This is a genomic window from Nocardia sp. NPDC056541, assembly GCF_042794235.1.
Classification (GTDB): Bacteria; Actinomycetota; Actinomycetes; order Mycobacteriales; family Mycobacteriaceae; genus Nocardia.
In genome coordinates this window covers 12,729-27,720 of sequence record NZ_JBHTUD010000010.1, presented here as the reverse complement: position 1 = coordinate 27,720, position 14,992 = coordinate 12,729, and the positions used below count along the sequence as shown (strand labels likewise).

The following is a 14,992-nucleotide window of genomic DNA, read 5'->3' as shown; positions in this document are numbered from 1 at the left end:
TTCACAACACCGACAAGCAAAGGATCCGGACATGACCACGAGCACCCAGATCGACACCGAGCGCACCGACATCCTCGAGATGCTCGCCAAGCACCGGCACTTCCTGCGCTTCACTGTCCGCGACCTCACCGACGAGCAGGCGGGTCTGCGCACGACCGTCAGCGAGCTGTGTCTGGGCGGACTGATCAAGCATGTGGCCGCGGTGGAAGCGAATTGGGCGGGCTTCATCCTCAACGGGCCCGCGGAAGCCCCCGATTTCTCTTCGATGACCGAGGAACAGATCGCGCAGTGGGGCGAGATCTTCCGGATGCTGCCCGGCGACACGCTCGAGGGCGTCCTGGCCGAGTACGAGCGGGTGGCCGCACGCACCGACGAGCTCGTGCGCACCCTCCCGGATCTGAACGTGAGTCAGCCCCTGCCGGAGGCCCCGTGGTTCGAGCCCGGCGGACGCTGGACCGCCCGCCGCACGCTGATGCACATCATGACCGAGACCGCCCAGCACTCCGGGCACGCCGACATCATTCGTGAATCGCTGGACGGAGCGAAGTCGATGGGGTGATCTCGGCGAACAGGGACTCGGCCGCCGTACGGTGTTCGGTGGCGGCAGCCGGGTCCGTCGCGTCGAGAACGTCGGCAATGCCCTGGTGGGCTGTCGCCTCCTCGAAGCGGTGTCCCAGTCTCGGTGCCAGGGCCAGGGTTTCGCGGTAGAGGTCGAGGGCTTGCTCGGGAAGTCCTGCGAGGCGGCAGGTTTCGGCGTAGCCGTTGAGGAAGTGGATCTTCCAGTGGTCTTCGAAAAGGGCGTCCAAGAGGGCGAAGGCCTCTCGGTGGCCGGCGAGGGCTTCGTCGTAGCGACCCATTTCACGCAGGGCGACGCCCCGGCAGTTCAGGCACCAGGCTTCGTTGTGTTTGTGGCCGTCCTCACGAGCGAGGGCGAGGGCCTGGTCGAGGTGGTCCAGGGCTTGCGCGGGTTCGTCCGCCGCGATCGCTACGCCGAGCGTGATCTGGGCCTGCAGCGAGGGGTTGACCGCGGGGATCGCGAGGGCTTCGCGGGCGAGTTGGACGGCTTGTTCGCGATGACCCAATTGGAGCAGGGCCCAGGCTTCGCTGGCGATGGCGTCGGCGGCGCTCGTCGGGCAGCCGCCGGTGGTGTAGAGGTCGCGGGCTCGGCGGAACAGTTCCAGTGGTTCTTCGATACTGCCTTCGTCCCAGCGCAATTGGGCGCAGCGCATCGTCAGTTCGGCCCGGGGTAGCGGGTCACCCACTGCGGCCACCAGGGGTGCGGCCGCGGCGTACGCGGCGGCCGCTTCGGTCATCCGCCCTGCGTTGTATCGGGCGAAACCCAGGTCACTGTGAGCTTCGGCGAGTTGGCGTGGGTCGCCGAGATTCTGTGCGGCGGTGAGGGATTGCTCGAAGAGTGCGTTGAGATGTGTGGTGCCGCACCGGCGGGCGAAGAACGCGCGCATGAAGCGCGGCAATTCGCAGACGTGGGTGTCGGCGCCGACTTCGACGGCGGCGTAGAACACGGCCATCAGGTTGGTGTACTCGGAGACGAACCAGAAGAACGCGGCGTCGCGGCCGGGGAAGCGCGGCAGTTCGGCGGGCGGTGCGCCGGCCGAGACCGGGCGGGTCGGCGACAGGAACGGCATGGCGCCGTCGGCGGCGGCCGCGGTGTGCACGTAGTAGTCGAGGATGCGGTGTAGTGCGCGTTCACGGTCGGCGGGGGTGTCGTGTTCGAAGGTGGCGGTGCGGGCATGCTGGCGGACCAGGTCGTGGAGGCGGTAGCGGCCGTCAGCCGGTTGCTGGACGAGGTGCGCGTCGAGGAGGTCTTCGAGCATGGCGCGGGCGCTGCGCAGCGAGACGTCGGCCACGGCGGCGGCGACGTAATCGGTGAACGTGGAGCCGGGGATCAGGCCGAGCAGCCGGAACAGGCGACGCTGGTCCCGGTTCAGCTGACGAACCGACATGCCGAAGGCGGTGTCGAATTCGCTTGCCCCCTCGGACATCCGCTCCACGAGAATGCCGATCGACCAACCCGGGCGATGACGCAGACGAGCGGCCGCGAGGCGCAACGCCAGCGGGAGATTGCCGCACAGGCGCAGCACTTCGGCGGCCTGCTCGGGTTCCTTGGCGAGCCGTCCGGCGCGTGCGTCACCGCTGGCCCGCACCAGCAGTTCGGCGCTCTCTTCGGGAGTGAGTACGTCGAGGGTCACCGGCGGGACCTCGTCGAGCTCTAGCAACCGGTTGCGGCTGGTGATGATGGCGACCGACTCGCCCGCACCCGGCAACAGGAGGCTGACCTGCGCGGCGTCGGCGACATTGTCGAGCACGACGACAGCGCGCAACCGCGCCAGCTCCGAACGCCAACAGGCGGCGCGCAATTCGACGCCCCCGTCCTGCGGCACCCTTTCCGAAGGGACCTGCAACGCGGCCAGCAGCGCACGGAGGGCGGCGTCGGGGTCGAGCGGCTGACGTCCGTCGGTGAAGCCGTGGAGGTCCAGGTACAGCTGGGCATCTGGGTATTCGGCGGTGAGCTGATGCGCGGCGTGCACGGCCAGTGAGGTCTTCCCGACGCCTGCCATGCCGTCGATGGCGACCACGCGATCGGCACGCACGGCGGCGATCACCTCGGCCAGTGCCTGCTCGCGGCCGGTGAAGTCGGGCACGTCGCGGGGCAGGTCGTTGCGGGGCGGCGGTGGGGCGTCGGCCGGCGGGCTCGGCGGGGCGGGCTGGCGGCTGGTCTTCGGCGGGGCGGGCAAGGGGTTGTTGGCGCGCTCCCAGAGGGGACGCAGCGGGCGCGGGTCACGTTTGACCAGGCGGCACAGCTCGATGACCGCCGGCCACGGCGGGACCGTCTGGCCGCTGAGATAGCGCGAGAGCGAGGACGAGCTCAGGCCGGTGTCGCGGGCCAGGGCGCGCACGCCACGACCGGACAGTTCCTGGATCAGGCGCAGGCGCGACGCGAGCTCGTCCTGCGGGTACGCCCGTGCCGTCTGCTGTTGCACAACCACCGTATTCCACTCCCGTTGTCCCGGCCTGAACCAGAAATCTCACGACGGACAAGCCGGTGGTCAGGGCCGTTTTCAGCTGTCCCACAGTGTCCCACAGCCATTCTGTTCCAGCGCCGGACGGGCTGTTATTGGGTCACACCGCAAGCAGCGGAGAAACACCGAACAAGGAGAACGACATGCAGTCTCGGATGAAGAACCCCGCCATGGTCCTCACCGACGCGATGGGCCCCATCCAGCAGGTACTCAAGGCCGTGGAGACCGGTGGCGTGGACAGCGAGATCCTGGAGCTGGTGCACCTGCGGGTCAGCCAGATCAACGGGTGCAGCGCCTGCGTGCACGGCGGCACCACCACCGCACGCAAAGCGGGCGTCAGCGAAGACCGCCTCGCCACCGTGGTCGCCTGGCGCGAGACCCCCTTCTTCTCCGAGGAGGAGCGCGCCGCCCTCGAACTCGCCGAGGCCGCTACCCGGCTGGCCGACCGTCCCGACGCGGTCACCGACGAGATCTGGGACAGCGCCGCCAGCTACTTCGACGAGAAGCAGCTCGCCTCGATCGTGCTGATGATCGGCGTCACCAACATGTTCAACCGGCTCAATGCCACCACCCGTCAGATCGCCGGCGCCTGGGGCTGAGGCGCCCCCTCCTCGAAAGGAACAGTGACGATGTCCGCGAATCAGCAAGCGAGCAAGAGTAATTCACACGGCGGGTTCTCCCGGTGGATGCAGCACCGGATGAACGCGCGCATGAACCGCAAGATCCGGCGCGGCAAGGGCACCTTCATGGGGATGGACGTGCTGATCCTGCACACGGTCGGCCGCCGCAGTGGCCAGCCACGCGATACCCCGATCAGCTGGTTCCCCGGCGAGGACGACTCCTGGCTGCTGGTCGCCTCGGGCGGCAAGGACGGGCACCCCGACTGGTTCCTCAACCTGATGGGCCATCCCGATCAGGCGACCGTCCAGCTGCCCGACCGCGACCCGGTCGCCGTGACGCCTCGGGTACTCGACGGCGCCGAGCGGGCGACGGCCTGGGACCACATCGCGGCCGCCCAGCCCCGCTACGACAAGTACCAGGCCAAGGCGGGCCGGGAGTACGCGGTCGTGCGGCTGGCGGCCACCGCTTGAACGCTCGTGTCGAAAGCAGAGGGCCTGCCGAGGCGTTTCAGACTTCTCGGCAGGCACGGGGGACCGAGCGCCCCACGAGGACGCCTCGGCGCGACTATCACCTACAGTCAGCGTCGACCTGGCCGAGCTGAATCAGGCGGGCAGCAGTCTGCCGATCACCTCGGCGAGCTGGGCTACGTTGCGACATTCGTGCATGGTGACGATGTCGGTGTAGTCCTCGGCGGCCGAGTCACCGGTCGACCACGAGCGCGACGGCTCCGGGTTGAGCCAGTAGACGGCCTTCGCTCGCTCGGTGATCGCTTGCAGCGCAGCCAGATTCGGATCGGTGCGGTTGGTGCGGGCGTCGCCGAGGATCAGGACACACGTACGCGGGCCGACGGCGTCGAGATAGTGGTCGACGAAACCCTGGAGGACCTCGCCGTAGTTGCTGGATCCGAACCGGGCGACGCCACCTTCACGGACGATGTCCTGCGCGAAGCCCGGTGACGGCGGCTCACCGGGAGTGAAGTACTGGGTGATCTCGGCACAGGTGTCGACGAAACCGAAGCTGCGGACCTTGCTGAACTGGTCCTGCAGCGCCTGCACCAATTGCAGCGTGAATTCGGCGAAACCGCTGACCGAGCCCGAAACATCGGCCAGCACAACGAGGTCGGGCCGACCGCGCTTGCGGGCCCGCAGCACCGGATCGACCGGGACACCACCGGTGGCCATCGATCGGCGCAGGGTGCGGCGCAGATCGATCTGACCGCGCACCGCCTTCTTGCGACGCACCGCCAGCCGGGAGGCGAGCTTGCGGGCCAGTGGGTGCACCAGGCGGCGCATCTCGGCGAGGTCCTGTTCGCGAGCGCCGAGGAAATCCGTTCGGTCCGCGGAGTTCTCGACGCCGCGCCGGGCGATGTAGTCGGTGCCGCGCAGTTCGGCCGAACGCAGGCGTGCTTCGGTTTGCACATCGGTGCGGAACTGGTCGACGCGGCGACGGGCCTCGATGGTACGCACCGCCGTATCGAACTGCCCCGAGCCACCCATGGTTCGGGCGAGCTGCTCGGAGATCTCATCCGGGCGTAGCGATTTCATCGTCAGATAGGAGGACCAGCCGGCGCCCGAAGCCTGGGTGACCCGGCCCGCGCTCTCCCCCGCACCGCCGTAGGCACCGAAGGTGTCGAGTGCTTCGCGGGCCAGCTCGGCAGTGTCCTCACCCTGGACGAGGGCGGCCAGCAGACGCTCGCGCAGGTCCCCGGCGCTCTCGCTCGGGCGCGCGGGTGGCAGCGAGACGCCGAGGAAGTACAGGTCGAAGAGCTGGTCGAAGAGCTGGTCGAAGACCTTGCGTTGGCCATTGCGGCGCAGCAAGCAGGCGGCCAGGCCCGAGCGCAGGACGCGGGGGTCGGTGGTGCCGAGAGCTACCACCGCCGCGGCCGCGTCGATGGTTTCGCTGGGGCCCGCGTGAATGTTGTGCTCGCGCAGCAGAGTGACGAAATCGACGAGCCGAGCGCCCGTGGGGGCGAAGCGCGAATCCGTTGCCGCGACAGGCGCCGAGCGGCCGAGGTGATCGCGGCTCGTCACCGCACACTGCCGTCCGTCTGGTCGTCGAGGCCGAGACGGTCGATGGCCACGCGATGGTCCGACTGATACTTCAGCAGGACTCCGAGTGTCGAGCGGACCACGCCGCCGGTCAGCGTCCGCGTTCCCAACGCGACCAAAGTTCTTGCCCAGTCGACAGTTTCGGCAATCGAGGGTGCTTTGCGCAGCGAGAGCTGCCGCAGTGCGCTCACCGTCGCCACCACCGGTTCGGCCAGCGACGCATCCAGCTCGGGGACTTTGAGCGCGACGATCGCCTTCTCCAATTCCACTGTCGGATAGTCGATATGGAGATACAGGCAGCGGCGCTTCAACGCTTCGGACAGGTCGCGGTGAGCGTTGGAGGTGAGGATGACGAAGGGCTTGCGGACGGCGGTGACCGTGCCGAGCTCGGGGATGCTCACCTGGAAGTCGCCGAGGACTTCCAGCAACAGACCCTCGAGCTCCACGTCGGCCTTGTCGAGTTCGTCGATGAGCAGAACCGTGGGGTCGGGGTTGCGGATCGCCGCCAGCAGCGGGCGGGCGAGCAGGAACTCCTCGGTGAAGACGTGGTCGCGGGTGCTGTCCCAGTCCTCGCCGGATGTGGCGGTGATGCGAAGCAGCTGCTTGGCGTGGTTCCACTCGTACAGGGCACGGGCTTCGTCCACGCCCTCGTAGCACTGCAGGCGGATGAGCTCGGCGCTCACCGCGGCGGCGATCGCCTTGGCGAGCTCGGTCTTGCCGACACCGGCGGGACCCTCGATCAGCAGCGGTTTACCGAGGCGATCGGCGAGAAAGACCGCAGTCGCGATGTCGAGGGACGGCAGGTAACCGGCGGCCGTCAGCCGGTCGGTCACCTGGTCCACCGAGGAAAAGAAGTTACTCATCGGTAATGAGTGTATCGAGTGTTGCCGGGATGGCGGCGACGCGAGCCCCTGTTGCTCCGACGCCGCCTGTTCGGCCTCAGTACGGGTTGTCGGCCACCTCGACCCGGCCGTCCTTGATCGCGGCCTGTAGCAGGCCGTAGTCGGCTTTGCTCTGATCCGAATACGACATCGCGAAATCGCTCAGAGCCGTGTCGAACTTCTCGCTGCCGCCGATATAGGCGTCGATGGCCAGCGGATCACCGGAACGACAGTGGGCCCGAGCCAGCACGCCACCGCAGACGGCGCCATAGTTGGACAGTTGCCGGTGGGTCAGATTGTCGATATCGACGGAGCCCTTCATGTCGCGGAACTGACGCCAGTAGTGATGCACGCCCTCAGGGCCGGTGGCCCAGCCGAGGAAGATGTCGCTCGACGCCTGCATCAAGCGCTGACCGGCGACGACGCGATGTCCCTGGTGCTTGTACCGGCTCGCCTTCTGATACGGCGCCAGCACCGACGTGTCGGCCTCCTTCAACTGCAGGAACAGCGGAGCGCCGGACTCCTTGTCCATCAGCAGCGCGATGAAGCACCGGGTGCCGACACTGCCGACCCCGACGACCTTCACGGCGGCCTCGACGAAGGTGTAGCGGTTGAGCAGCACGCGCATGTGGTCGGGCAGGGTGCGCCGATATTCGGCGAACAGCGCCGTCACGGTCGCCGCGTCAGGGGTGGTGATGGGTACCAGCAGTGGCGGCTGATTCTTGATCCGCGGAATGCCGTCGGCATCGGGTTCGGTGAGTTTGTCCAGCGCTTGCAGGCTGGTGCGCTTCTTGGCCGAGGCGATCGTCTTCTCCGCCAGCTTGCGGCCCTTCTTCTTCTGGACCAGCTCGAGGACCATGTCGGAGTCGACCCGGTCGTACCAGATCTCGAGACTGTCCTGCTCAGCCATCGCCTCGATGCCCTCGCGATAGCCGCGGGCGGTGGCCTCCGCCGCCGAGGCCGCGTCCTCATCCGAACAGCCGTTGCCCAGCGCCGCGACCGCGACACTGGCGACCAGGCGTTTGACGTCCCACTCGAACGGGCCGGGCAGCGTCTCGTCGAAGTCGTTCACATCGAACACGAGATTGCGTTCAGGAGTGCCGAAGAGCCCGAAGTTCGACAGGTGTGCGTCACCGCACAGTTGCACGATGAGCCCGGTATCGGGACCGGATCCGAGGTCATTGGCCATGACCGCCGCGGCACCACGCAGAAAGGTGAACGGCGACACCGCCATTCGCGCCATCCGGATCGGCACCAGGCTCGGCACCCGCTTCGCGTTCTGCTTCAGCAGAATCGCCACCGGGTCCTCCCTGCCCGGCTCCGGTTTCCACTCCCCCAACGCGGTACGAGAAACCCGCTTCCGCGCCGCTTTACCGACCTCCACCGCCTGCCGATCGAAATCCTCAACCGTCGTCATCGAGCAAGTCTCGCGCTACTGGACCACCACGGCAAGGACCAGCGGGTAACCATGCGGTGACAGAGTGCGCCACCACCCAGCAAACACGAACAACTCATCGAGCGAGACTCCCGCTATCGACCGCCGACAGCAAGGGGGCGGGTGGCGCTACGGACCAAGGCGCCTGCGCCACTCGTCGACTCGGCGGACGAGCTCCTGCCACCAGGTCCGATGCGGGTCCGGTGGTGGAGTCGGCCAGGGCTCGGGCGCCGGTTCCGGGTCAGGGGCCGGGACGAGCACCTTCCGGCGAATCCCGGTGCAGGTGAATTGGGTCGCCCGATAGGGATTCCCGTTCTGCGCCCACTCGGAGACGATGAGGGTGAACTTGCCGTCTTCGAGCCTGCTGTAGGGGTGTATATAGCCGCCGTACAGGCGCGCGACGGTGTCGACACCGCGCGACATCCCGGTGATCGGCCGGTGTGTGGGGGTCGTGATCCAGTTCGTGTTGTCGATGCGGTCACCGACCTTGACGAAGATCGAGTAGTCCCCCGCGTCGAATCCGGAGATCACGGCCCTGTTCTCGACATAGCGCAGGCAGATCTCACCGAATTGCCAACCGGGCAGGATCGGCGTGGGCTCACGGTTCCAGGCCCAGTTGCCGCCGTCCCAGCCCCAGCCCTGCCAGGCGTGCGGATCGGACAGGCCGTCGACCGTCGCGCGCCACAGCAGCATGTCCTTGTTCCTGGCCAGGCCGCCGGTGGAGATGATGTGCACCCAGTCGCTGTGCGGGTCCTTGGCCCAGGAGATCATGACCCGCTTGCCGTCGAACGCGCCGCACCAGAACTTCGACCCGCTGCGCGCCCAGGTGACACCGCTGTCGTCGGATGTCCATACCTCGCACCACTTCTCGTTGCCCAGGCCCTGGGTGTACATGACCCACAGGTAGATCCGGCCGTCGATGGTCATCGCGTCGCACGGCAGGACGGTGGAGTACTCGGCGTTGTCGTGCTGGTAGTCCCACAGCTGGCGGCCGTCGGTACCCGGCACGGTGGCCATGACGATCGGCTCGGCGGGGTCGCGTTGAGACGTGCGAGTGATGATGGGGGAACGCCAGTTCCCGATGCCGCCCATCGGTGGGCCGTACGGGCCGTCCCCGGAGAACGAGTCCCCCCAGATGAAGCCGACATCGCCGTCGGGCAGCTCGAACGGAATCGCGAGATCGCCGCCACCGAGGTCAGCCGAAGGCACAGGGTTCAGATCCGTGACGCGGATGACACACACCCCTCGGTTGGCTCGATCCAAAATCGTTGGGCTGGTGTCGTTTCCGTCACCGATTCAGGTTACCCGGAGATAGTTGAGCGATCCGATCTGCCCGAGAACGGGCTTCAGAATGCGAGCAGGGCATCGAGACTCGACCCCAGGTCGCGGTCTCGGTCGAAGCCGCGGTCGGTGCCCGGTTGCCGCCACCGGCAGACTCAGGTCGGGGACGATCTCGATCTCGTCAGCCCACGTTGTCGATGTCGGCTCGCGCGCGCAGCAGGGCCGATTCGAGATCGACAGCGATCAGAGGCGGAACGCCCTTGCCGTCGACGCGGCTACCTCATGGCAATGGAATCCGGATCCGGCGGCTCTGCGTTGCCTCCTCGCCTTCGGTACCTACAGAAAGTCCGACCAACTGGTTCCCCCGAACGGTGAACGCCGTCACCGAGGTGACCTTCGCCGGGATCGCATCGGTGACGACCAGGGAGCCGGTATCGAAGACGGTGATGCCGTTGCGCGAGGAGGTGACGACCGCGTGATCACCGAACAGCTCGGCCTGCCGCACTTGATCGCCGACAAAGGCCGTTGCACGAACGTCGAGCTCGGGACCGAGCAACCGGACGATCCCATCGGCGCCGACCACGAAGACCGCGCCGGTGCGCGCGACGAAGGCGACCGGCAGGATCGAGCCGACCGGCATCTGTTGCGCCCAGAATCTCGCGGAAGCGGGCGCGTTCAGGTCGACGACCGCGACTTGCCCGCCGGTCGTCGATACCACAAGGGAGCGGCCGTCAGGGGAGATGTCGGCGTCGGCCAATCGATATCGGCTGTCGAGCCAGCTCATCTCGATCGCGCGAACGCTGCCGTCGACACCGAGCAGTCGCACCGTTCGACCGCCGGCCGCCACGAACGTCTTCGAGTCCGAACCAGCACGAATCGAGGCGACCTCGCGACGGTCGACCGCGACCACCAGCGAGGCACTACCTCGCTCATCGATGCGCACGATGCCGTCGTCGGTGCCGATCATGGCGACACTGCCGATTGTCAGAGCGAGGGGGCTGAGTGCCTCGCTTCCCGCGTGGCCGGTGACCACCCCGGTGGCGGTGTCGACGACCGAACCGTCGCGCCGGATCGCGAATTCCGTGGTCGGCAAGGCGATCAGCGCGGTGGCATCGTCGATTTCGCGCACCTCGATACGCTCGCCCGGCATCACATAGAGCCACCCGTCCGGGGTAACCACCGCTGTTCGGGCGCCGACCGTGTCGACCACCGGGACATACCGGTTGACGCCCCAGGGAAGGTAGGGCGTCGGACCACCACCGAAAGCCCGACCGCTCGGCCCTGAGACGTAGGTACCCCACGCGGTCCCGTCCGGGTTGCAAATGGGCGGGTAACTGAAGAACGACACGTCCTCGGTGGTTACTCGCCCACCGATCCGGGAAAAGCTTATGTCGAACAGTCCACGTTTCGGCGTGACGCCGTAGACGTTCTCCCCGCAACGCGAGATCCTCGCACCGCGTTCGTCCACGTCGACCTCCGCGGGCGGCACGAGCTCGTGCGTGCCGACGTCGACGAATTCGGTCTCGGTGAAGCGGGCCGAGTGCAAGGTTCCCCGACCGTCGAGATAGTCGACGACGCGGCGGCTCTCATCGATTGCGAGCGCCTTCGGGGCAGTCGGCAGCCGATAGGTCGTACCACCGATCGGATTCGCGGCGTCACGGAACGCGGTCCGACGCAACTGCGGCCACTCCGCGCTCGACGCGACCCAGACGTGCTCGCCGTCAGCGGTTGCGACAAAGTTGACGTTGCCGGTCACTTCCTCGACTCGGCCACCAACGAAGTCCGCGACGAGCAGGAAGACGCCGTCGCCGAGCACGACCCGCTCGCCCGTCCGGGAGACCGCGATCGATGTGATCGAGCGTTCACCGAGCCCGATCGACGCGATCTCGCGTCCGCTGCGCGCGTCGAGCTGGTAGATCCCGGTACGGGTGTAGGCCACGATGATCGGTGCGTCCGCCGCCCACTGGGCGCCGACATACTCACGATGCGCTATCGAAAAGGACTGCAGCCGTCTGTTGTTCGCGTTGGCCACATTCAGTGCCGACGTCGCGGCCGACGTCGGCGCGAAACCGGCCGCTCGATGCGCCAGAGCCAACGCCTGACTCGTGTCGTCCTGATCACCTGCCTGCGACGCGGTGTTCAACGACATCGACGTATTCGCCGAACGAGTAGCCGAATCACGCTGTCGCACCGCGACGTTCAGCGCGATCAACCCGACAACAGCACAGACGGCCAATACCGCCGTGAGCACCGTCGCCGATCGAAGGACTCGCCGGCGGACCCGGTTCGCGTTGTCGATGGCGCGCTCAGCCACGACCCCCAGTCGCTCGCCGACCGTGATCCCGGCGGTGGCGGCGTCGGGACCGAGTATCGTCCTGGCGTCATCGGCGTCTGCTCGACGGAACCAGCGCTCGACCAGCCCGGGTGAGTGCGGGCCGGTCGACTCCATCCGCTGGATGAGCCGCGCGTGCGCACCGGTGATGTGGCGTCTCGACGCCAGCGGTGCGGCCAACGCGACGACGTCGGTGGTACCGGGCTGGTGGAATTCGACCCACTTTCCCCAGCTCGTGAGCGTGTCGTATTCCCTGGCACAGTTGGGCGAGGCCCACCACCGCGCAGTGTCGATCACCACGACGAGATCGGCCGCCGCGAACTCCGCCTCGATGACCTGCCAATGATCGGCACCGAAGGGCACCGCGATGCCGTCGGCGTCTGCCCCGAAGTCGCCGGTCTCATCGATCCAGACCGTGTGCCCCGCGGCGAGAAGTTCGTTACGCACCTCGTACGCGAGTTCGGTGTCGAGATGCGAGTACGAGATCGCGATGTCAGCCATGGTGTGGCTCTCCCCCGAGGTCGAATACGGAAACTTCCGCCGCGGTCGCCTCGCGTGGTGCTCGGTGGCCGGTTACCGAGCCGCCGAGCTCGAGCTTGCGCACGGTCCCGATCCCGGTGACCAGCATGAGGCCCCGCGCATCGTCGGTGAAGGCCGCATCGGTCACCATCACCGATCCAAGGCTCGGCTCACGCAGGAGTTCGGTTCCGCGCTGCGTGTCGACCACGACGATCCCGCGTTCGGTCATCACCGCGATGCGCTCGCCCGACGGCGACACACGCAGCGCGAACGGCGCGGCCTCCGCACCGATATTGCCGACGATCCGGGTCCGGCCCGAGCGCAGTGCCACGATGTCACCGCCAACTGTCACGAAGTACATGTGACCGAGGTCGATCACCTCCGCCGCGGCGATGGTCATCGCCGCGGCGCCCAGATCCACCGGGCCCGCCAGCTCGTACTCCGCGCCGGTCAGAGTTCGGAGATATCCATCGGCGGTGACCACGCTCGCCTCCCCGGCGGCGGCGAAGACCGCGACCGGCGCGCGTTCGACATCGAAGCGATGAGTTCGGTTCGTCGCGCTCGATATCTCGACAGATCCCACAGTGAGGCTGTCTGCCACGCCGACTATCGACCCGTCGTCGCTGAGATCGCCGATTCCCCGCTTGCCCGCACCGATGGCCATGGGGACCGGACCGCCCTTGGCCTGTTTGCACTCTTCGCTGAGCGATCGTGGTTGCTCGGCAAAGGCACACACGCGCGTCCGCTTCGTACCGACGGTCGCGATGTATCGGCCGTTGTCGGAGAGAAAGACATCGGTATCGAGTCCGCCGAAGTAGGGTTTCGTGCCGACATCGGCCATCGTCTCGCGGTCGATCAAGCGCGCGTACCCCGGCAGGATCGTCGTCGGATACAACCCGGCAGCCGCGTGACGGATCTGATTGCGGGCCGAGCCGAGCGGCGAGGTCTCGACCAGGTGGCTGGTCATCCGCGCGGAACTGCTCACGATGCCCATTCCGGTCGGGACGCCGAGTCGCGCGCTCGCCGGGGTGTCCCAGATCCGCAGATATTGGTCCACCGCGACAGTCGCCACCTGTCCTGTCGACAACGCGGCCAGCTGAACCCTGCCCGCGGTGTGTGCGCGCACTCGCTGGATCGCCTTGGTGGTGTACTCGGCGGCGACCAGACTGAGCGAACCGCCCGGATCGCCGACCAGCTGGTACTGACCGTCGACATCCAGGATCGACGACGCGAACGCGTCGAAATCGGTGGCTCCGGCATTGCCGGAGCCGTCGTCGAGCTCGAGATCCCACAGATTCCCATCATCGGCGATCCCGAGCGCGCGGGTGCCGTTATCGTTCACCTGTAGTTTCGAGATTCCGCGCGCGTCGACAGTTCCGGTGACCGCACCGGTCTGCGCGTCGACCAGGAACACCGACTCCTCGGTGGCGACGGCGAGATGACGGCCGTTGCGGCTGCGGTCGGCGGCCTTGATGACCGTGCCCGGTGGAGCCGCGAAAGCGTCGACGCTCGCCCCGGTTCGAGCGTCGATACGCAGCAGTGACGAGTTCCTGGCGAGCAGTACCTCGTCGTTGTCCCACCAACCGAGCAGCCGATCGTAATCGGTTCGCCAACTGGTGGATTGTGTCAACTGTTCGCGCGCTGCGACGTCGAAGACCTTGATCGGACCGGGCAGACGCTCGGTGGTCACCAGCAGCTCGCCGTCCGGGCTGAGTTCGCCGAAGCCACCACCCGGTTCCCCGCTACCTTCGTGATAGTCGAAAACCCCGATCTCATTGCCACCCGGAGCGTCGTAAACCCGGATGACTGTCTGGTCGTACGCGGTGATCGCGATGCGCGTCGAGGTCTGCGCGGCGCTCACCTCACGCGGCAGGTAGTCGAGCCGGACAGCGGTATGCGGCCAGGTCTGCGCCGCGACGGCGGCGGCGGCACCACGGACGGCGTCGGTCGCAGCATGCTGCTCGGCTCGTGTGACCAGAATGCTCGGCAAGTCGGGATCCGACCCGATCAGCTCGACGGCGACCCTACTGAGACGGTCGGCCGTGGCGGCGTCGGCGGCTCGGTCGGCGGCCGATTGTGCTCGACGCGCTCCCACGGTCTGCACGGTCGCGAAGGTGACCAGCGCGGCCAACGCGACAATGGTCACCGCGAGCACAGCGCCCGTTCGACGGCGACGCCGGGCCACCGCCGACGAGCTCGCGGCGACGAACGCGCGCACCGTCTCGACATGGGGTGACGATCGGGCGGGGACGGACCGAAGGAGCCCGTGGGTCGCCGACAGCGCCGACTCGTTCAACAACGCCGTCGACTCGGCCGTTCGCCACTTCGAGGCCTGGTCGACGAGTCTGGCCCACTCGACGATATCGGCGCCGCCGTAGCGGGCGATCGCGGTGACCCGCTTGGCGGCATCACTGACCGTGACCCGGGGCAGATAGCACGGATTGAGTTTGTCGAACGGGTCGGGCACGTCGGGGACGTAGGCCATCGGCACCACCGTGCGGTAGCGACTGGTCACCTCGGTCAAGAGATCCATGCCGGTCCGCTCGACCTCGTCCGCCATTGCCTCGCTGAACACCACGACCAGCGTCGCATCCGACGGTGGCTCGGCCTGGGGGGCACCTGTTCTCACCCCTTCCGCGTCAAAGGCGGCCAGTAGCGGCTGGATTCGGTCCGCGTCTTCGGGCCGGTGGAGCACGTCGATTCTGATCACGTCGAGTACCTCACTGCGTTACGGATTGTTGCCCGGCAGGTCGAGTCGATTGGAAAAGGTTCCTGTGCAACAGATTTCATCGGCATAGTACGAGTTATGGCACCGCGAGGGCGGAGGTTCCGGC

At 67.3% G+C, this 14,992-nt stretch carries 10 protein-coding genes; 3 read left to right on the top strand and 7 right to left on the bottom strand.

All coding sequences use genetic code 11. The features are described from left to right. Positions 1-31: 31 nt before the first annotated feature. Positions 32-559 carry a DinB family protein gene (locus tag ACFQ9R_RS18815; protein WP_378992080.1) on the top strand — a complete coding sequence of 176 codons (528 nt, stop codon included), beginning with the start codon at positions 32-34 and terminating at the stop codon, positions 557-559. On the opposite strand, the gene ACFQ9R_RS18810 is transcribed toward ACFQ9R_RS18815, so the two are convergent. Then, positions 519-3,008, bottom strand: coding sequence for a tetratricopeptide repeat protein (locus ACFQ9R_RS18810; RefSeq protein WP_378992079.1), 2,490 nt, complete (start codon positions 3,006-3,008; stop codon positions 519-521). The genes ACFQ9R_RS18815 and ACFQ9R_RS18810 overlap by 41 nt on opposite strands. Positions 3,009-3,184: 176 nt before the next feature. Between ACFQ9R_RS18810 and ACFQ9R_RS18805 the strand changes: the two genes are divergently transcribed. Further along, positions 3,185-3,640 carry a carboxymuconolactone decarboxylase family protein gene (locus tag ACFQ9R_RS18805; RefSeq protein WP_378992078.1) on the top strand — a complete coding sequence of 152 codons (456 nt, stop codon included), beginning with the start codon at positions 3,185-3,187 and terminating at the stop codon, positions 3,638-3,640. Positions 3,641-3,670: 30 nt separating this feature from the next. Continuing rightward, positions 3,671-4,132 (top strand): nitroreductase family deazaflavin-dependent oxidoreductase, encoded by a 462-nt coding sequence (locus ACFQ9R_RS18800; RefSeq protein WP_378992076.1) that lies wholly within the window; start codon positions 3,671-3,673, stop codon positions 4,130-4,132. Positions 4,133-4,264: 132 nt separating this feature from the next. On the opposite strand, the gene ACFQ9R_RS18795 is transcribed toward ACFQ9R_RS18800, so the two are convergent. From ACFQ9R_RS18795 to ACFQ9R_RS18770, 6 genes are all read right to left on the bottom strand, one after another. Continuing rightward, positions 4,265-5,692, bottom strand: a complete 1,428-nt coding sequence (locus ACFQ9R_RS18795) for a VWA domain-containing protein (RefSeq protein WP_378992074.1) — start codon at positions 5,690-5,692, stop codon at positions 4,265-4,267. Next, positions 5,689-6,573, bottom strand: coding sequence for an AAA family ATPase (locus tag ACFQ9R_RS18790; RefSeq protein ID WP_378992073.1), 885 nt, complete (start codon positions 6,571-6,573; stop codon positions 5,689-5,691). Before ACFQ9R_RS18790 ends, ACFQ9R_RS18795 begins: the two co-directional genes overlap by 4 nt. A gap of 76 nt (positions 6,574-6,649) precedes the next feature. Further along, complete coding sequence (locus tag ACFQ9R_RS18785; RefSeq protein WP_378992071.1) at positions 6,650-8,008, bottom strand: DUF2252 domain-containing protein; 1,359 nt, start codon at positions 8,006-8,008, stop codon at positions 6,650-6,652. A 147-nt stretch (positions 8,009-8,155) separates the two neighbouring features. Next, positions 8,156-9,235, bottom strand: a complete 1,080-nt coding sequence (locus tag ACFQ9R_RS18780) for a DUF4185 domain-containing protein (RefSeq protein ID WP_378992070.1) — start codon at positions 9,233-9,235, stop codon at positions 8,156-8,158. A gap of 352 nt (positions 9,236-9,587) precedes the next feature. Further along, positions 9,588-12,140 (bottom strand): TIR domain-containing protein, encoded by a 2,553-nt coding sequence (locus ACFQ9R_RS18775; RefSeq protein WP_378992069.1) that lies wholly within the window; start codon positions 12,138-12,140, stop codon positions 9,588-9,590. After that, the gene (locus ACFQ9R_RS18770; protein ID WP_378992068.1) at positions 12,133-14,868 is read right to left on the bottom strand and encodes a WD40 repeat domain-containing protein; all 2,736 of its coding nucleotides are present in this window, start codon (positions 14,866-14,868) and stop codon (positions 12,133-12,135) included. The genes ACFQ9R_RS18775 and ACFQ9R_RS18770 overlap by 8 nt, the downstream gene beginning before the upstream one ends. Positions 14,869-14,992 lie beyond the last annotated feature (124 nt).

Excerpts from the sequence above, each read along its gene's own strand:
- ACFQ9R_RS18815 (WP_378992080.1), top strand. The coding sequence starts at position 32 with ATGACCACGAGCACCCAGATCGACACCGAGCGCACCGACATCCTCGAG.
- ACFQ9R_RS18805 (WP_378992078.1), top strand. The coding sequence starts at position 3,185 with ATGCAGTCTCGGATGAAGAACCCCGCCATGGTCCTCACCGACGCGATG.
- ACFQ9R_RS18800 (WP_378992076.1), top strand. The coding sequence starts at position 3,671 with ATGTCCGCGAATCAGCAAGCGAGCAAGAGTAATTCACACGGCGGGTTC.
- ACFQ9R_RS18790 (WP_378992073.1), bottom strand. The coding sequence starts at position 6,573 with ATGAGTAACTTCTTTTCCTCGGTGGACCAGGTGACCGACCGGCTGACG.
- ACFQ9R_RS18785 (WP_378992071.1), bottom strand. The coding sequence starts at position 8,008 with ATGACGACGGTTGAGGATTTCGATCGGCAGGCGGTGGAGGTCGGTAAA.
- ACFQ9R_RS18775 (WP_378992069.1), bottom strand. The coding sequence starts at position 12,140 with ATGGCTGACATCGCGATCTCGTACTCGCATCTCGACACCGAACTCGCG.